10 protein-coding genes are annotated in these 18,869 nt (G+C 47.6%); 6 read left to right on the top strand and 4 right to left on the bottom strand.

Annotated features, from left to right (window positions below; genetic code table 11):
* The first annotated feature begins 105 nt into the window (after window positions 1-105).
* From NG792_RS20625 to NG792_RS20605, 5 genes are all read left to right on the top strand, one after another.
* The gene (locus NG792_RS20625; protein ID WP_261236640.1) at window positions 106-1,239 is read left to right on the top strand and encodes an NAD(P)/FAD-dependent oxidoreductase; all 1,134 of its coding nucleotides are present in this window, start codon (window positions 106-108) and stop codon (window positions 1,237-1,239) included.
* Between the two features lie 236 nt (window positions 1,240-1,475).
* Entirely contained in the window at window positions 1,476-6,827 is a 5,352-nt protein-coding gene (locus NG792_RS20620) for a SpoIIE family protein phosphatase (RefSeq protein ID WP_261236639.1), read from the top strand.
* A gap of 313 nt (window positions 6,828-7,140) precedes the next feature.
* Complete coding sequence (locus tag NG792_RS20615; RefSeq protein ID WP_261236638.1) at window positions 7,141-7,710, top strand: CHAT domain-containing protein; 570 nt, start codon at window positions 7,141-7,143, stop codon at window positions 7,708-7,710.
* A 9-nt stretch (window positions 7,711-7,719) separates the two neighbouring features.
* A complete protein-coding gene (locus NG792_RS20610) occupies window positions 7,720-8,448 on the top strand; it encodes a CHAT domain-containing protein (protein WP_261236637.1) in 729 nt (242 codons plus the stop codon).
* Window positions 8,342-8,728, top strand: a complete 387-nt coding sequence (locus tag NG792_RS20605; protein ID WP_353961709.1) for a WD40 repeat domain-containing protein — start codon at window positions 8,342-8,344, stop codon at window positions 8,726-8,728. Before NG792_RS20610 ends, NG792_RS20605 begins: the two co-directional genes overlap by 107 nt.
* 208 nt (window positions 8,729-8,936) lie before the next feature.
* Here NG792_RS20605 and NG792_RS20600 read toward each other — a convergent pair whose 3' ends face one another.
* Window positions 8,937-10,205, bottom strand: a complete 1,269-nt coding sequence (locus NG792_RS20600; RefSeq protein WP_261201951.1) for a CCA tRNA nucleotidyltransferase — start codon at window positions 10,203-10,205, stop codon at window positions 8,937-8,939.
* A gap of 78 nt (window positions 10,206-10,283) precedes the next feature.
* Between NG792_RS20600 and NG792_RS20595 the strand changes: the two genes are divergently transcribed.
* Window positions 10,284-10,532 (top strand): Ycf34 family protein, encoded by a 249-nt coding sequence (locus NG792_RS20595; protein WP_261201950.1) that lies wholly within the window; start codon window positions 10,284-10,286, stop codon window positions 10,530-10,532.
* 364 nt (window positions 10,533-10,896) lie between these two features.
* On the opposite strand, the gene NG792_RS20590 is transcribed toward NG792_RS20595, so the two are convergent.
* From NG792_RS20590 to NG792_RS20580, 3 genes are all read right to left on the bottom strand, one after another.
* Complete coding sequence (locus NG792_RS20590) at window positions 10,897-12,015, bottom strand: hybrid sensor histidine kinase/response regulator (RefSeq protein WP_261236635.1); 1,119 nt, start codon at window positions 12,013-12,015, stop codon at window positions 10,897-10,899.
* A gap of 395 nt (window positions 12,016-12,410) precedes the next feature.
* On the bottom strand, window positions 12,411-13,562 hold the full coding sequence (locus NG792_RS20585) for a hybrid sensor histidine kinase/response regulator (RefSeq protein WP_261200725.1): 1,152 nt from the start codon (window positions 13,560-13,562) through the stop codon (window positions 12,411-12,413).
* 13 nt (window positions 13,563-13,575) lie between these two features.
* A complete protein-coding gene (locus NG792_RS20580; RefSeq protein ID WP_261236634.1) occupies window positions 13,576-18,714 on the bottom strand; it encodes a PAS domain S-box protein in 5,139 nt (1,712 codons plus the stop codon).
* Window positions 18,715-18,869 lie beyond the last annotated feature (155 nt).

Below are 18,869 nucleotides of genomic sequence, written 5' to 3'. Positions count from 1 at the left end.
GTTCCTGCCTTCTGAGTTGACCCATTGCTGTTAGCTTACTCGAAACCGTCCCAAATCCGGTAGATTAGTCAAACCCCTTTTTTTACACCGGATGAGGACCAACCGATGAGCGATCGCATCGTTGAATTTGATATTGCCGTGATCGGTGCGGGGATCGCGGGATTGATCTCGGCCCAATCGTTGCGCTGTCTGGGTCATTCTGTTGTCGTCCTCGAAAAATCTCGCGGCGTGGGCGGACGAGTGGCTACCCGTCGATTATATGATACCCGCGCTGATTTTGGTGCACCGTTTTTAGAGCCGAGGGGAAGGCTTTCTCAACCGTTGGTGCAGGTCCTGTCTCGGGCGGGAATTGTGGTCCCTTGGACGGATACGGTTTATCAGGTTAACGAGGGCGACTACCCGATGAATCCTGCTGCAACCCTTTCTGCTCCTTATTATGTGGCCCCGACGGGGATCAATGCGGTGGGCAAGTTTTTGGCCCGTCATTTACCGATTTGGCATTGCCGTCGCGTCCAAACGGTTACCCCCACGGACCAGGGGAAGTGGCATCTGGAGTTAGAAGCGATCGCCGAGTCCAAAGATGCTGCTGTCCCCTTAGCTGTGCAGGCCAAAGCGATCGTGATGGCGACTCCCGCACCCCAGGCGGTGATGCTGTTAGAGTCGGGGGAGTCGGGTTTGCCAGGGGAGTTTGTTGATCGCCTCAAGGCGGTGGAGTTTGACCCCTGCATCAGTGTAATGGCGGGGTATCCGGCATCGAAACAACGGGAGTTAGTCCAGGGGGAATATCGGGGGCGAGCGGTGGGATTTCCCCCAAACAGTCCCCTGCGGGGAATGTTTTGGCAAAGTAGCAAGAGTTCAGACGCCACTCAACCTGTGTTTGTCTTGCACAGTAGCGCCCAGTTTGCCGAACAGTATTTAGATGCCACGGAACTTGAACCCGTGGGGAGAGAATTGTGCGACTGGGTGGGGGAAGCGGTGTTTCCCTGGTTGAAGGAGCCAGAATGGATGCAGGTCCATCGTTGGCGCTATGCCTTTTGTCGGCGTCCCTTAACAGAACCGTTATTGACTACGAGCACACCGTTACCGATGGTTTGTGCTGGAGATTGGTGTGGCGATCGGCAAATTGAAACTGCATTGCAATCCGGTTTAGCTGCTGCCGAATGGGTGAGCGATCGCCTGGGGGGAGCACCGATGCCACCTTTGGCGAGTTTATGGGAGGCGATCGCTCAGGAGAAATAACCGACTTAATTTCCATTAAAAACCTGGATTATCATGTGGAAAACAAAATACCTATCGAGATAGGACCCAGACCTCGCCTTAACCCCATAGAAAAATTTTACGGGGTGGAGTTCCCTTGCAAATAAAGTTAGAAGGTTATTCCTACCCGTCTTTGCGAAAAACTGTTAACCTGATTTTAGCCCAGATACCTTACTTCTATTACCCAACCCCTCAAACTAACTTGACAAGGAAAAACTATGCTCTCTTTTCCGGGTTATGAAATCTTAGAAGAAATTCACGAAAGTAATCATACCATTGTTTGTCGCGGTCGGAAGGAAGGCCAAGTCCAGACGGGAATTCTTAAATTCTTAAAAACTGAATATCCCACCCCTACAGAACTTGCTAAATTCCGGCATCAATATGAAATTGTCAAGCCCTTGAATATCCCCGGCATTGTTAAGCCTTTACACCTAGAAAGCTGGGGTCGGGGTCTGGTCTTAACGATGGAAGATGCTGGACCTTTGTCAGCGGAGCAACTGCTGTCTACTCAAACTATAAACTTAGAAAACTTTTTTAAAATTGCCATTTCCATTACGAAAAGTTTGGGAGAACTTCATAAACAATCGATTATTCATTTAGATATTAAACCCCAAAATATTGTAGTCAATCTCGATCCATTCCGAGTGACCCTAATCGATTTTGGCATTTCTACTCGCCTGGAACGCTCCCACCAAACTTTGAGTAATCCCAATTTACTCGAAGGGACTCTGGCTTATATGTCCCCAGAACAAACCGGGCGGATGAATCGCTCCATTGACTACCGCACGGACTTCTATTCTCTGGGAATCACCTTTTATCAAATGCTCACCAGGGAGCTTCCTTTTCCCACGACGGACCCGGTGGAAATGGTTCATGCTCACATTGCTAAACAACCGATTCCCCCCCATCAAGTTAATCCCGAAATTCCTCCCGTTGTCAGTGCAATTGTGATGAAATTGCTCTCAAAAACGGCAGAAGAGCGGTATCAAAGTGCCTATGGGTTAATTTATGATTTAGAAAAATGCTGGAGGCAATGGGGAGAAACGGGTCAGATAGATGAGTTTACCCCTGGGGAACAGGATACCTCGGACAAATTTCAAATTTCCCAGAAATTGTACGGTAGAGAAGCGGAAATTGCGGCTTTAATGGCGGCATTTGAACGAGTCAGCGGAACGGCCCAAAATGGAGACTTTTCAGAACCTAAGTCATCGGGAATCGAACTGATGTTAGTGTCTGGGTTTTCGGGTATTGGTAAATCGGTGATTGTTCAAGAAATTCACAAACCCATCGCCCAACAACGGGGCTATTTTATATCGGGAAAGTTTGACCAATTCAATCGGGATATCCCTTATCAATCCCTGATTCAAGCATTCCAAAATCTGATTCGGCAAATTTTAACTGAAACCCCGGAACGATTGGCGCGGTGGCAACAGCGGATTATGGAGGCATTAGGAACAGAAGGACAGGTGATCACCGATGTGATTCCGGAATTAGAGTTACTGATTGGGGTGCAGCCTCTGGTTCCTGAACTGCCGCCAACGGAAACCCAAAACCGATTTAATTTACTGTTTCAAAAGTTTATTGCAGTTTTTGCCCAAAAAGAACATACCCTCGTGGTATTTTTGGATGATTTGCAGTGGGTTGATTTGGCTTCATTGAAACTGATCCAACGATTAGCAACGGCTTCGGAAAGTCAGGCTTTACTGATTATTGGTGCCTATCGGGATAATGAAGTGGATGCGGCTCATCCGTTAATCTCGGCAGTGGAGGAGATGGAGGAACAGGGAGCTATTATTAATCGGATTGAACTGCAACCGCTGAAGTTAGAACATATCAATCAATTGATTGCCGATACTCTGCACTGTTCGGAGACAAAAAGTCTACCTTTGGGAGAGTTAATTTCTACTAAAACTCAAGGTAATCCATTTTTTATAAACCAGTTGCTTAAATCGCTTTATGACAGTCATCTGTTAACCTTTCGGTTTCCAGAGGGGGAGAGCAAGGGTGAGTGGTCCTGGGAAATGGAGCAAATTCAAGCGGTGGGAATGACGGATAATGTAGTCGAATTAATGACTAATAATATTCAGAAACTTCCGCAGAGGGTCCAGGAAAATTTGAAGATAGCTGCTTGTATTGGGAATAGTTTTGATTTGAAAACTTTGGGGGTGGTCCGGGAACAGTCCCAGATTGCGATCGCCCGGGATTTGTGGCCTGCAGTGCGGGAAGGATTCATTTTTTCGAGCAAGAATTATAGTTTTTTACCGGAAAGTAGCGAAGAAACTGCTGCGTTTTTGCAAGATAGCGATTTTAGTATAGAGTACAAGTTTCTGCACGATCGCGTTCAACAGGCGGCCTACTCTTTAATTCCTGAATCTGAACGTTCCACGACTCACTTACGGATTGGTCAGTTAATTCTCAATCACACGGGTTCGGAAGAGTTAGAGTCTAAAATTTTTGATATTGTGACCCATTTGAATGCGGGAAGTGAGTCAATTTTTGACCCTGATTTTAAATTAGAAGTCGCTCGTTTGAATCGGATTGCTGGCAAAAAAGCGAAAGCTTCTACAGCCTACCAAGCGGCGGTCAAGCATTTGGCGATCGCCCGGTCTTTGTTCCCAGAAAGTGCTTGGAATACAGATTACTCCCTCACCTTTACCGTATATCGAGAACTGGCAGAATGTGAATATTTATCGGGAAATTTTCAAGGGGCAGACGAGCTATTTACCATTCTATTAGAGCGCGTCCTTGATAAATTTGACCGGGCGGAAATTTACAACCTAATTGTGCTGCTGACGATTACCCAAGAGCGATTTCAGGAATCGGTACAAGCGGGATTAGCGGGGATGAAGCTGATGGGGTTAGAGGTCCCGGAGACCGAGGAGGAATTGCAAAGGGCGATCGGCATTCAAATGCAGGAAGTGCAAGCCAATTTAAGCGAAGTTAATATTGCGGATCTCTTGCACCGACCCCCGATGGAAGACCCAGAAAAACAGGTTTGCATGACCCTCCTCGCTAACTTTTGGGGAGCTTCCTTTGGCGGGGGTTACATCAATTATAATGTCTGGTGTGTGTTAACAATGACCCGGCTTTCTTTAACTTTTGGTCATGCAGAAACCTCGGCTTTTGGTTATTCGGCCTACGGATTGATGCTGGCACTACAAAACCACTATAAAACCGGGTATGAATTTGGAGTAGTGGCGTTAAAACTGTTAGAAAAATCCAAAACTCCCGTCTTTGGGGGCAAGGTGATTAATTTGTTTTGTAATGCCGTCAATCCGTACCGGAAACCCTTCAGTAGCAATCTGGCGCTGTACGATCGCTCTTACTTCATTTGCCGGTCTGTGGGGGATGTGATTTATGGGGTATGGGCTTTATTCTTGAGACTGTGGACGCGGTTAGAAATGGGAGACAATCTGGCAGAAATTGTCAAAGAAGCGGACAAATCTCTGATTACGATTCGCCAGACTAATTATCAGAGTATGGTGTATGCTGGCCTGAATTTGTACCACGTGATCAAGCAGTTACAGGGGGTTGAGAATGAGTTTGATGAAGTGGAAGGGTTGCGGTTATGGCGCGAGGGAAATTTAATTAGTGGGGTTAACTGGTACTATTATTTAAAAGCACAGGTTTTATATACCTTTGAACGCTATGAGGAAGCCCTCGCCATCTGTCGGGAAGCGGACCCCCTCGTTCCCGCTAACTTTGGGTTTTTCCCCCAAACAAAACATCCTTTTTATTATGGCTTGGTGTTAGCGGCGGTTTATCCCACGGCATCGGAAACGGAGCAACAGGAGTATTGGTTTCTTCTGGAAAAACAGCAGCAGCAGCTCAAAATTTGGGCGGAAAACTGCCCAGAAAATTATCAGGATAAATTCCAGTTAGTATCGGCGGAAATGGCCCGAATTTCCGGTAAAGAACTGGAGGCAATGGAGCTTTATCGGCAGGCGATCGCCCAGGCAAAAGAATCGGGGTTTATTCAAAATGAAGCCCTCGCCAATGAACTGGCGGCGCAGTTTTATTTTGCGAAAGGGTGGGATGAAGTGGGCAAAGTTTATATCCGAGAAGCGGCCTATAATTACCAAAAATGGGGTGCAGATGCCAAGGTCCAACAGTTAGAAAATAAATATCTTCAATTTTTACGCCGAGGGGGTCTATCTGCTGCCCAGATTGATTCGTTCCAAACGGTTAACTCCTCCACGGGAAGCAGTCGCGCCAGTTCCTTGGATTTGTTTACGGTGATGAAAGCCTCGGAAGCATTTTCCAGTGAAATTGTCCTGAGTAAGATGCTGGAAAAGTTAATTCAAATTCTCCAAGAAAATGCCGGGGCCTCTAAAGCCTTTTTAATTTTACAAACCCAAAACCGCTTAACCGTTGAAGCAGCGGTGGTTTCTGGGGAAGAAAGGATAGTCATGCAATCGATTCCCGTAGAAGAATGCGAGGATATTTCCTCGGCAATTGTCAATTATGTAGCCAAAACCCAGTCTGATGTAGTGTTGAATAATGCCACAAGGGAAGGACTGTTTACCCAAGACCCCTATATTCTGAACCATCAACCGAAATCCGTACTTTGTACAACAATTCGCCATCAAGGGAAACTGACGGGGATTCTGTATTTTGAGAATAACTTAACCACCGATGCCTTTACGAGCGATCGCCTCGAAGTCCTGCAAGTCTTAGCCTCTCAAGCTGCTATTTCCCTAGAAAATGCCCTGCTGTACCGCACTTTGGAACAAAAAGTGGAGGAACGCACGGCTGAATTGGCCCAAGCAAATGAGGAAATTACTATTCTGAATGATCGCCTCAAAGCGGATAATTTGCGCATGGCAGCGGAGTTAGATGTCACCCGTCGTCTGCAACAAATGATTTTACCGAAACAGGCGGAACTTAATGCCGTTTCTGGGTTAGATATGGCGGGATTTATGGAACCAGCGGAGGAAGTTGGTGGGGATTATTATGATGTGCTGCAATATCAGGACCGGGTGAAAATTGGCATCGGGGATGTGACGGGACATGGGTTAGAAAGTGGGATGTTGATGATTATGGCTCAAACGGCAGTCCGAACCTTATTGGAAGGCAATTTTACTAATCCTCAGCACTTTTTAGATGTCCTGAATCGCACGGTTTATCAAAATGCTCAACGGATGAGTTGTGATAAAACTATGACTTTAGCGCTGTTGGATTATGCCGATGGCGTTTTGCAAATAAGCGGACAACATGAAGAAGTGCTGGTGGTGCGATCGCACGGGGAAGTGGAACGAATTGATACCCTTGATTTAGGATTTCCCATCGCAATGGTGGAAGAAATGTCCGAGTTTATCTCCACCGCCCGCATCGAGTTAAATCCAGGGGATGTGGTGGTGCTCTACACCGATGGGATTACAGAAGCTTGGAATCTGGATGAGCAAGAATATGGATTAGAACGGTTAATTGCGGTAGTCCAGCAAAATTGCCACAAATCCGCCCATGAAATTCAAGAAGCGGTGATTGCGGATGTTAAGGGATATATTGGTCAACAAAAAGTTTATGATGACATCACCATACTGGTGCTCAAGCAGAAGGCAGGGGATTGATCCTGATTAGAGTAAAGGTTTTGCCGAAGTGCTGTAGTTCTTTATTGGGGGTCAAAAACCGGGTTTCTCAACTCGATTGCTGCCAATTGCCACAAGTTTGGGTCAGAAACCCGGTTTCTGGTCTTTTGCTGGGTGTGAGAAACGTTTCTAGTCCGCAGTTGAAGAAATGAATGTTTTTGAGATTACAATCCAACGCAAAAATGCCGATCGCTGGCCGATTGTGGTCAAATATAGCCGATCGCAGCAACTTTTACCCCAGCGATCAGAAGGATTGCTGTAACTGACTCCTGATCTCCTCCAGGAACTACTGCGCTTGCAAAAACGGCCCCGAGACTATGGTCGCACATTAGGGGCCCCCCTCTTTCAAGATGAAATCCGGGATGCCTTTGTGGGGGCTTTATACGAAAGTGAAGACCCCTTGCGAGTCTTACTGTTTATCGAAGCAACGGATCTGGAAGTCCGAACCCTGCGCTGGGAAAGACTCTGCGCCCCCATAGACGATACTTGGCGACTGTTGGCGACGAATCAGCGCGTTTTGTTATCCCTATACATTCCCGCAATTACGGAACGCCGCTTTCCCCCCATCGGAAATCGCGATTTGCGGGCATTAGTGCTCGTTGCCACTCCCGACTCCTTAGATCGATTTCGGTTAGCCCCCTTTGATGTTCAGAATGCTGTGGATGGCGTGAGACAAGCGTTGGGAGGCATCCCTGGCGATGTTTTGGCCCATCTCCCGGATGCCGTGGGATTCCCGACTTTAGATGCGTTGTGTGAGCAACTCACGAAGCGAGAACAGCGCTCTAGTCTGCTGCACTTTGTTTGTCATGGCCAGGTGATCGAGGGGGGTGAAACGGTGCTGTTTTGGGCTAATGCTAAGAATTAAGTCGAACCCGTGACGGCAACTCGATTGTTACAATGGTTAGCGGACTTAAATGGACCCAAAGGATTGCCTCACTTTACCTTTCTTTGTAGCTGCGAAACCGCCAGTCCTGATGCGGAAGCGGGATTAGGCGGATTAGGACAGCGCTTGGTGCGGGAGTTGGGGATGCCTGGGGCGATCGCCATGAGTGAACCCGTCACGGTAAAAACCGCCTTGGCCCTCACCAGCAGATTTTACCCACAACTGCGACAGTCTGGACAGGTGGATTTGGTCTTATGTGAGGCCACCGCAGGACTAGCGGAACGGGATGATATCACGGTTCCGGCCCTATTTAGCCGATTGGGGGACCGACCTCTGTTTAGTGATAACCTGGATCGAGACCTTACCAGTGCAGAAATTGAGGAGGGTTTGAAGAGTTTACAGACCCTGTTACAGGAGCGATCGCCGGTCGTGATTCCTGAATTCCAGGCCCAAAAAGCTATCCTAGAGAGGAGTCTCGGGGCCGAGGCGGTGGTTTTGAACTCCCAAGCGCGTCAGGAACGATATCAAGCGTTAGGGGAGATTAACACTCTGTGCGATCGATCGCGCGGTGGAGTGGTGGTTGCGCTGAGAGGAATATCGAGAACTCGGGGGAGTGAGTCAGGCGATCGCCCAAACGGCGGACCGAGTATATCACAGTTTATCCCCAATGGAACAAACTCAGGTTCGGAATATCTTTGTGCGCTTAACCCGTTTAGATGAGTTAGATATCAAAGGTCATGGGGACAATATTCGCAGCGGGGATTTTTCCGAAAATGGAGACTATTTGCTCACCGCTTCTCAGGATAAAACTGCTAAAATTTGGGACAAAAAAGGCAAACTAATTTATACCTTAACCGGACATAGGGAAGGGGTCAATTCCGCCTATTTTTCCCCCGATGGACAAAGCGTCATCACGGCCTCACGGGATAAAACGGCCCGGGTTTGGCCGTTATTAGACCAGATTTATTCGGGTTACAAGAAATGGACCTCTACTGTTTAACCCCAGAAGATTTAGACGAATATGGAATTGATGTGGCCTTGTGCCAATCTGGGATAAAAGTAGGAGATTGAAAGCAACTCCGGTAGAAACTGGGTTGCTGGTCCTTTACCTGGGGTTCAGAAACCGGGTTTCTTAATTCAATTGCTGTAATTATCACCAATTGGGGCAAGAAACCCACTTTCTAATCCTTTACCTGGGGGTGATTTAATTATCCCATAGCTTGCCTGATTTTATCAGCTAATGCCAGTGCCTCTTCCCTTGTGGAAATCTCTCCCTCCACGGTAGCTAACTGAATTTGGTTTAAAATCTCCCCAATTTGCGGACCCCGAGGAATGCCCAATTCGCTGATTAAATCCGTCCCCGTAATCAAAACTTTGGGATGCGCTGCCAAATCTTCCGGGTTCAAATAGCGCTCAACAGCATTGCCTAGGGCCTCCAGAGAAATTCCCGATGCCAGGGCGATCGCTGCTAGGGAGGGAAACAGCGACCCCACCTGACGAAACAGAAAATAATGCGATCGCACCGTCCAGTCTGTCAACCCCGGTTGCTGTTGGATGAACTGCCAACTTTTTATCACCTGAATCGCTGCTTTAATTTCCACCCGACTCAACTTTAATCGCATTAATTGCGCTTCAGCTAGACCCGAGTCGAAGGGTAACAAACAGATTAATTTGGCAACTCCTAAATATCCAGAAATCCTTAAACTTGCTCGCAAATCCAACAAAAATTCTTCCCCCAACTGCGGCCATTTTTCCCCGAGTTGGATCGCTGCTTCATCAATCCGAGTTAAAATCGTTAGGGAATCTTTCGTGGCATCGGGCAACCAATAGCGCAACAACCCATCCTCCCATGCCGCCACCAGAGGAGCACTTCCCCCTATGCGGTTCAGGAGATACCATAACTCGGTATTCACCCGTTCTGCTGCCACCTGCCGCAACAAAGGCGCTAATTGCCGAATTGCCGCTTGGGTTTGAGGTTCGAGGGTAAACCCCAATTGCGCCGCCTGCCGATAACCGCGTAACAAGCGCAGGGGGTCCGACGCGAGATTCGTGGGGGAAATCATCCGAATCCTGCGGTTTTGTAAGTCTTCCTGTCCTTTCAGAGGGTCTATAATTTGCCCCGTTTTGGGGTGGTAGGCGATCGCATTAATCGTAAAATCCCGGCGTTGCAAATCTGCCTCTAGAGTCATCCCCTCCTGCTTGGCAAAATCCACCGTGGCATGGGGAAACACCACCCGGGCGATTTTGCGTTCATCATCGAGGACCACAAACCCTGCTTTGTAGCGATCGGCAATCTGCTTGGCAATTTTAATCGCATAACCCGGTAAGACAAAATCTAAATCCAAATAGGGGGACTGCCGTTCCAGCAAGGCATCCCGGACCGAACCGCCGACGAGATAGGCATCATTAGGCAGCATTTCCACGCTAAACGGCCAAGTTTCGGGACCCAGAGCACGAATAGATTCGCCTTGTTTCATAAAAAATCAACCTACCGGGTGGGCAATATCTCTGTGGATTACGTTAGAGTAACAAAAAAGCCGTATGGAGTGTTTACGATGTGTATTTGCGTAAACTGCCACTATGTCGATCGCTGCTTAACCTATAACGCAGTGGAATATCAGCATCAACAGCCCCACTTAACTGAAACCCCTGATTTTGAACCCCTAGAACCTACCATTAATGTGAATATCCGCAATACCCCGGATGCCATTGAAATGGAATGGGATGTCGTCGGGTGTGAAAGTTTTAAAGAAGAAATGGGCAAATGGGCGCGATTACGTCCAGGGGAATTAGTTCCCACTTAGGATAGAAATCCATCACCCGTTTAATCGATTTAAACTGGTCCAGTTCCGTTTATTTCCTCCAAACTTCGACCCATTTAAATCGATTGAAACCCCACCATTCACGGGGCATCCTAGGGACAGGGCCAATGCTCTGTCCTTCCTCATTTTCAGGCAACCCCACATCCGATTCACAAAGGAACCCTATCCGGGAGAGCAGACTCTGCGACTGTTGTTAAAAATCGTCCCCTGTCGGCCCGGTTGGCGATATATAGCGGGTTTTGAACTCATGAGGTACAGATATTTCTATAGCAATCCTAAATAATGTGGAACCCAACTAGAGAGCAAGACTAGCGATATTCTTTTCCACCCTTCCTCCTGAGCAAGTTCATTCTTCTTCAATTGACAAGCTAAGCTCAATCGGCAGAACCACCGAAACCGTCGTTTCTTGATTAGGGATGCTCTCAATGGTTAATTTTCCCCCATATAATTCGGCGAGTCGTTTAGCGATGGCCATTCCCAATCCCGTTCCTTGCTGTTCATAAAGTTGGCGATCAAACTGAATATAGGCCCCGTGATTGGCAATTTGCTCCCGAGTCATACCTCGACCTAAGTCGGTTACGGATAGGGTATAGGATGCAGTCCCGCTTACCTCTCCTTTAACTGCGATCGGCGTCCCCGGTTCAGAATACTTGCAGGCATTATCCACCAGTTCTTCAACAATTTTATAAAGGTGGGTTTCGGAAATTTTTAAGAAGGCGTTTTCGATATCCATCTGAAGATCAGCTTCTCGACCGGTCTGTTTGGCTTTTTCTCCAGCACTCTGTGAAATCATACTTAGTGCCCCACTCATCGCCTGGTCGCGTAGATAATCCAGGCGCTGAGGTTGGTGAATGGCAATTTCTAGTTCAGCATAGAGTAAATAATTTTGAACCAGCCGATACAATCGCTTGGCGGAAATTTGTATTCCTTCTAACATTTCCTGGATCTCGGCTTTATCGTAGCTCTCTATATCCTGTAATAACAGTTCGGAATAGCCGAGAATGCCATTCATGGGAGTCCGCAATTCGTGAGGTAGGGCTAGGGCAATACTGTTGGTTAACGCTTGTAGTTTTTGTTCAGTATTTTTTTGAGTGATACTTTGTTTTTGCAGACGAGTGGAAATGGCGGCTAGAATTTCCTCTCGGCTGAAGGGTTTGGTTAAATAATCGTCCGCACCGAGTTCCATGCCTTGTCGGGTATCCCCTTTTGCCGCTTTTGCGGTGAGAAAGATAAATGGAATTATGGCCGTTGCTGGGTCCTGGCGCAATTCGGTGAGGACGCCGTATCCATCGATCTCAGGCATCATGACATCGCATAAAATCAAATCGGGCAATTTTTCTTTTGCCAATTCAATTCCTTCGCGACCATTTTCAGCGGCGATCGCATCAAAATCTTCCGCCTCCAATAAATCGAGGAGATTTTCGCGAACCCCTGTTTCGTCTTCAATCACTAAAATTTTTTTCATTGGCTCTAGAAAAGTTTGGTTTAATAGTATCTCAACTCAGCAGACTTGACAACTCCTCTAGGATCTCAGTACAGTCCAGGAAAAACCAGTGGGTTGCTCAAAAATACTCTCCTGCCTTGGCAACAAATCCGATGCAGAAACCTCGTCTTTTCTCCGGTTGATCAAATGCTGTACCGGAATCTTAAGAGGTCGCTTCAGGATTAGATCTAAAAGGGTAGTACGGTGGAGGGAAGAGTCGGGGGTTTCTTAACAGGATTTCGGCTAATCCATAACCAATGGAGTTGTTACCCCGTAACCGTCCTCTTTCTTGAATACAGTATCCACGATTTAGGGGCAAAAGAACAGGAGTTATGGCCGCCCCAGGAGAATCAGTGGGAGTATCTGGCTTGCTTTGTTTAGGGCAAACTGGATTCAATCACCGGAAGGCTGGAAGCAACAGGGGAATGCAGGGGTAAGGTGACGGTGAAAGTGGTGCCCACCCCTACCGTACTGCTGACCGTAATGGTTCCATTATGGCGATCGACGCACTTTTTCGCGATCGCTAATCCCAACCCGGTTCCGGGAAGACTGCCGACATTGCTGGCCCGTTGAAAGGATTCAAATAGATGGATTAAATCAGATTCGGGAATCCCAATTCCTGAATCTTCCACTGACAGGATTAGCCGTTCCCCTTCCCCGCTCACGGTAAAATTAACTGTTCCACCAGCCGGGGAATATTTTAAAGCATTTGATAGGAGATTTGTCAAGATATGAACCAGCAATTTTGGGTCCAGAGTTGCCTGGTCAATCTCTCCGCAGACCCGCAAATTGATTCGAGGTTTATCGGGGTTTAAATTCAGTTCTTCCACCAGTTGTTTAGCGAACTGGACTACATCTAACTCAATCGGCTTAAACTCTAGTTTGCCCGCGTCAGCTTTGCCAATCATCAATACTTCATCTAAGAGTTTTGTCATCGTCTTAATCGAGGATTGAATCCGCTTGAGATGGCTGAGTTTTTTCTCTTCGGACCATTTATGACTGTAATGTTCCAGTAATTCCGATGAGGATTGAATCGTTGTCATGGGAGTTCGGAATTCGTGGGAAGTCATGGCAATATAGCGAGAATTCAATTCTACCAAATTTTCCGCTTCTCGTTGGAGTTGGGCGGCGAGATCTCGCTCTTGACGGATTTTACCTTCAGCCTGATAGCGCTTGAGGGCCATTTGAATAGTGGTATGGAGTTCCCGGTCGTCAAAGGGTTTGAGTAAGTAGCCAAAGGGTTCGCTAATTCCGGCCCGGGCTAAGGTGGCATCATCAGAATAAGCCGTGAGGAAAATAATCGGAAGTGGATGGCGATCGCGAATCAAATTAGCCGTTTCGATACCATCTATTTCCCCTTTTAAGACAATATCCATCAGGATAATATCCGGCTGGAATTTCTCGACCTGGGCTAGGGCTTCTTGGCCCGTAGAAGCGATGGGAGGAACGTGATACCCTAAGTCTTCTAAACTACTTTTAATGTCGATAGCCGTAATAATTTCATCTTCAACAACTAAAACTGTAATCATCTTTTCCACTTGTTTATTTTCTAGGTTGGTAAGTTAATTCCTGAAATCGAATCGTGAAGCAGGTTCCTCCACTGCGAGCGAGGCTGATTTCTCCATCGAGTTGCCGGGTGAGGTTACAGACTAATTTCAACCCTAAAGATTCAGTATTGCGGAAATCCAAGTCCGGAGGAAGTCCGACCCCATTATCAGAAATTTTCAGTTCGTAGGTGTCCGGTCCGTCTTTATGAAAGTCAATGCTAATTGTCCCCGGTAAACCATCAATAAAGGCATATTTTAAGGCATTGGTGATTAATTCATTAATGGTTAATCCACAAGGAATTGCTGTATCGATTCCCAATTGAACCGGCTCTACATTAATGACAATTTTGGGCCGGGAATGAGCCGTTATATTATAGGCTCGCAATAAATTCGTGGTTAACTGGTTGATGTATTCCGAAAAATTAATGCTGCCTAAGTTATGGGAGCGATATAACAGTTCGTGAATCAAAGCCATTGACCGGATCCGGTTTTGGCTATCCCGGAACATTTGCAGAGCTTGGGGGTCTTTCGTGTAGCTGGATTGCAGTTTCAATAAACTGTGGATGATTTGCAGGTTATTTTTGACCCGATGGTGAATTTCTTTAAGCAATACCTCTTTTTCATGAAGGGAGGCTTTAATTTGTTCCTCGGATTGTTTACGAGTGGTAATATCCCGCGCCACGCAAATTAATCCCCCCCCAGCAATAGAGGTGAGGGAGATTTCTTCAGAAAAGGTCGTGCCATCTCGTCTTTTGGCCAAGGTTTCCCCGCTCCATTGTCCCGATGCCCCCAGCACTGGAAAAACTTCCTGTTCTATTTGCTGAATCTCTGGGGTATGGTATAACTCTTTCCAGCTTTTATTCAGCAACTCTTTGGGGTCGTCATATCCAAAGATTTTGGCATGAGCGGAATTCAAATAAATGTATTCGCTATTTTCATTGAGAATCCCGATGCCATCGGTAGCGGCTTCTACGGCAGCCAACTGACGGGCGAGGGCGGCTTGGGTAATTTGACGTTCTTTTGCTAGGGCGATCGCCGCTGCTGCGGAACTTAATAAGCTGACTTCTAAGGGGTCCCAAGGTTGGGCTTCGAGGCAATTATCAAAGCCGATAAAGCCAAAAAAGTCCCCATTTACCATCAGGGGTAACAACAGAATTGCTTGAATCCCTTGGGGTTCTAAAACTAAGCGTTCGGAGTCCGAAAAATTAGAGACAATTCCTTCAATGATTTCTCCCTTCCCCAGGGTATTGGGCAGCCTCGTGAAAAATTCTTCGTAGGGGCAATTTTGCAAGTCGGGATTGTTCTGTTGGGACTCCATCCCTTCGGCGCACCATTCCGCTTTTTGACTGGTGACTAAAGAACCTTGGGAATCGCGGGAATTTTCAAAAATATAGAGGCGACTGGCACCGGAGACGGGTCCGAGAATACTCAGAACGAGTTCGTAAAGGTCCGTATCTACGGAGGAATTTAATAATTGATGTTGAATTTCGACTAAGGCAGTCAGATAGCGATCGCGTTTTTCTTTTTCAACTTCTGCTTTTTTGCGATCGGTAATATCTTCCACAGCGGCAATAAAATAGTCGGGTTCTCCTGAAGGTTGACGCACGAGGGATACCGTCAGAGATGCCCAAATGATTGACCCATCCTGCCGATAATACCGTTTCTCAAAGGAACACTCGCGAGCCTCTCCCCTTAGCAGCGGATTCATACACCGAATATTCTCCTCCACATCATCGGGATGAGTAATATCTCTCCAACTTTTAAGCAGCAATTCTTCCTGAGAATAGCCGAAAATTTCACAGTATTTTTGGTTAACTCGCAGAAACTGACCCTTGAGATTACTATGAACCAGTCCGATAGTGGCCCCATTAAAGGTGGAACGGAATAACTGCTCACTCTCGCGCAAGGCGGCGATCGATCGCTTCCGTTCGGTGATATCCTGACCAATGCCAATCCCACTGCCATCGGAGAGTCGGATATTCGCCCAAGCGGCATCTAACTCTCTCCCCTGGCGGGTGCGGGCTTTAACCTCAATCCACTCGCCTGTTCCTGCCTCTATGGCATCTCGGATCTTTTGGCGTTCTTGCGGGTCGGGATAGCACTCCACAAAGGTATCTTGTGCTTGCGCTTCTGCCAAGGACCAACCCAGGGTTTTTTCTAGGGCTGTATTGAGAAGCTGGATTTGACCTTGACCATCAAAAAATACCAGCATCAGGGGAAGATTGTCAAAAATAGTTTGTAAAACTTCCGCTTGTCTTTGGAGCTTTAATTCATCAATTTTGCGCCGAGTGATATCTCGAAATACGCCGTGAATTCGGGAGTGATTTCCCTCGTTTTTCAACGATAGTCTTCCTTCTAAAAAGACAGCTCGCCCGTTGCTTTTGAGGGCTTTAAGTTCAAAGGTGACGGTTTGAGTGCAGCCTCCGGTGAGGGTGCTTAAGAGTTGATGATAGCGCGGGTTGCAGTGGGGATGAATGATGTCAGATACAAAGAGGTGCTGCACTTCTTCTGGGCTGTAGCCCAGGGTTTCGCGCCAAGCGCGATTAACGTAGAGAATTTTTCCTTGAGCGTCAACGGTTTGAATCAAATCGTTTGCACTCTCGAAAAATTTACTGAGTTGATCGGTGCTTTCTTTCAGTTCACTCTCGGCGAATTTGCGATCGCTAATATCAACACAAGACCCGACAATTTCTATCGCTTGACCTTGGGCATTGCGGACAACGCGAAAATCGTCCTGGACCCAGAGATAGCGGCCATCGGCATGGTGTAATCGATATTCCAGACTGAGGTTTTGGCGATCGCAGATCTCCGAGAATCCGGTTTCGACCATCTCCACATCTTCAGGATGAATGCAATCCCACCAAAATTGTGCATTGTTCAGGAATTGTTTAGGTTCATATCCTAAGATTTGGAGGACGTTATAACTGATAAAGGTGGTGGGGTAAGGGTCTTGCACTTGACAGCTATAAATAATCGTGGGGCTGACCCAGAGTAAATATTGCAGCCGTTCTTTGACCAGGATCAGTTCTTGTTGTGCCTGCTGTCGTTGCTGAATTTCTTCCTGTAATTGTTGAACGGTTTGTTCTAATTGCTCAGTTCGCTTAGAAACTCGGATTTCGAGTTCGGCATTCAAGGTTTTTAGGGCTTGTTCGGCTTGTTTGCGCTCGCTGATATCTGTAGCCGTCCCGATGTAGCCCGTCACGTTTTGATCGGGGCCAATTTCCGCAAGGGTTTGACCAAAAACCCAAGTTACTTCCCCATTGGGACGGCAGAAGCGATATTCGCAGGCAAAGGGGGTTTGGAGTTGGGTTGATTTGGCCCATTCCGCGATGACCCGATCGCGGTCCTGGGGATGCAAAGATTGGAGCCAACCGTCACCAAGGGCAGCTTGTCGAGATAACCCCAGCATTTCACAAGCGCGATCGTTGATGTAAATACATTTTCCTACGGGATCCGTACGCCAAATGCCCACGGGAGAGGCTTCCGCTAGGGTGGCATATAATTGTTCGCTGGAACGCAGGGCAGCTTCTGCCCGGTGACGTTCAGCCAGTTCGATTTGAGTATCGCGGTAAAGTTGGGCTTGGTGGATGGCGATCGCAATATGCACCGAAATTTTATCCAGTAAATCAATTTCTGATGCCTGCCAGGGTCGCGGTTCATTGCAGTGATGGGCAATCAGCAAGCCCCAGAGATGGGGGTGAGCGGGGTCTCCCTGAATGGCGATCGGGACCCCGAGACTGGCGCGTACCTGAAAATGCTCCAATAGCTGCTGATGGCAGAAGCTTAATCCGGCTTCACGGATATCCGCAGTCGCCTGGTTGCGCCCGTTCAGATAATCGGTGCCATGCATTTGCTGAAAGCAGATATCCCGAACCTGGATGCCCAAAATCGCCGAATACCCTACCTCCACTGATTCGGCTACCACTTTTCCCTCCTTCGTCGGCGCAAACTGGTACACCAGAACCCGATGGCACTGGAGGAACTGACGCACCTCTTCTACAGTGGTGGCAAGAATCTCGTCGAGATTGAGGGATTTGCGAATTTGCAGGGAGACTTTAGCCAGGAGGCGATCTCGTTGGCTGCTGGCTTCCAGGGAGGCGATGAGTTGCTCTTGTTCAGCGGTGCGCGATCGCACTTGTTTTTCCAGCTCGATGGTCCGATTTTGCAGCATTTCTATCTTTTCGGCTTCCAATGCGCTAATCGTATCCTGCATGACTTCAATCACCTTGTACATTTCCAAGGGATTGATCGAGTTGAGCAGGGTTGTTTGGGTAATAATTCCCCGCAGTTCTCCTCGGATGCCGGTGACTGCTAATCGCCCCACCTGCTGCTGCTGCATCTTCTGGAGGGCCATCCCCAAGGACTCCTCGGGACCAATGGCAAATACTGGCGATCTCATCATTTGCTCGACGGGGGTGTTCCCCAGGTCCAGTTCCAGTCCCTGGATTTGGATAATATCTCCCTCAGTAATAATGCCCAGGGGCTTGATATCTTCTCGGTTGTGGGCCCCCATCTGAGTGATTTTTCCCTCTGCGCTCTGGCAAATCATCACGCAACTGACTTGGTTACTGGTCATCAGTTTGGCAATATCCCGTAATGAAGTCGTAGGTGGGGCGCTGACAATCTGGGGAGTCATCACTTCGGCAACCTGTCGCAATTGCAACAAATTTGCAGGTTGCAGGATTTCCCGAAGGGTTTCCGTGCTGATCAAACCTATGAAGCGATCGCCCTCATCCAGAATGGGTAAATGCGAAATATGATATTGCCGCAATAGCGGCAGTACGGAAAAAATATCCTGCAATTGGGATCGACGCACCCACACGGGTGAGGGATTGATCAGTTCTCCCACGGTGATGCCTTCGAGAGATTTGCCCGAGGCAATCAATTTCACCACATCCCGCTCAACAAAGATGCCTAAAAATTGGTCGTTCTCTTGGACAACGGCACAACTGGAGAGGGTTTGGGAATTGAGGGGGCTTGACGCACTCTCGCCGAGGCGGCAAGCAGTCGATTTGACCCGATTCATCTGTTTTAGGACCTCCTTCACCGGGGTTTGGGGCCCAACGGAGATCGGAGCATGGGCGATCGCCGCTTCTAAATTGAGGGTATGGATGGCAGGTTCGCTGATCGGCATGGCTGAAGGAGGAGATGCCCGACATCTCACTACGGGGATCAAGAATTAAATGGGACAGATTACTCTTAAGCTTCTAATAAACGCGGTTCATTTTATATCCGCTAATAGCTTAATTTCGCCTTTTTTACTACTGTAAAAATACGGAAATTTTGCTA

Origin of the sequence: Laspinema olomoucense D3b, assembly GCF_025370785.1 — a bacterium.
GTDB lineage: Bacteria > Cyanobacteriota > Cyanobacteriia > Cyanobacteriales > Laspinemataceae > Laspinema > Laspinema olomoucense.
The sequence above is the reverse complement of the archived record's forward strand: the minus strand, read 5'-3'. Positions and strand labels throughout refer to the sequence as shown.

Bases quoted from the DNA above. Each gene is read 5' to 3' on its own strand.
- NG792_RS20625 (WP_261236640.1), top strand. From the start codon at position 106: ATGAGCGATCGCATCGTTGAATTTGATATTGCCGTGATCGGTGCGGGG.
- NG792_RS20620 (WP_261236639.1), top strand. From the start codon at position 1,476: ATGCTCTCTTTTCCGGGTTATGAAATCTTAGAAGAAATTCACGAAAGT.
- NG792_RS20600 (WP_261201951.1), bottom strand. From the start codon at position 10,205: ATGAAACAAGGCGAATCTATTCGTGCTCTGGGTCCCGAAACTTGGCCG.
- NG792_RS20595 (WP_261201950.1), top strand. From the start codon at position 10,284: ATGTGTATTTGCGTAAACTGCCACTATGTCGATCGCTGCTTAACCTAT.
- NG792_RS20590 (WP_261236635.1), bottom strand. From the start codon at position 12,015: ATGAAAAAAATTTTAGTGATTGAAGACGAAACAGGGGTTCGCGAAAAT.
- NG792_RS20585 (WP_261200725.1), bottom strand. From the start codon at position 13,562: ATGATTACAGTTTTAGTTGTTGAAGATGAAATTATTACGGCTATCGAC.
- NG792_RS20580 (WP_261236634.1), bottom strand. From the start codon at position 18,714: ATGCCGATCAGCGAACCTGCCATCCATACCCTCAATTTAGAAGCGGCG.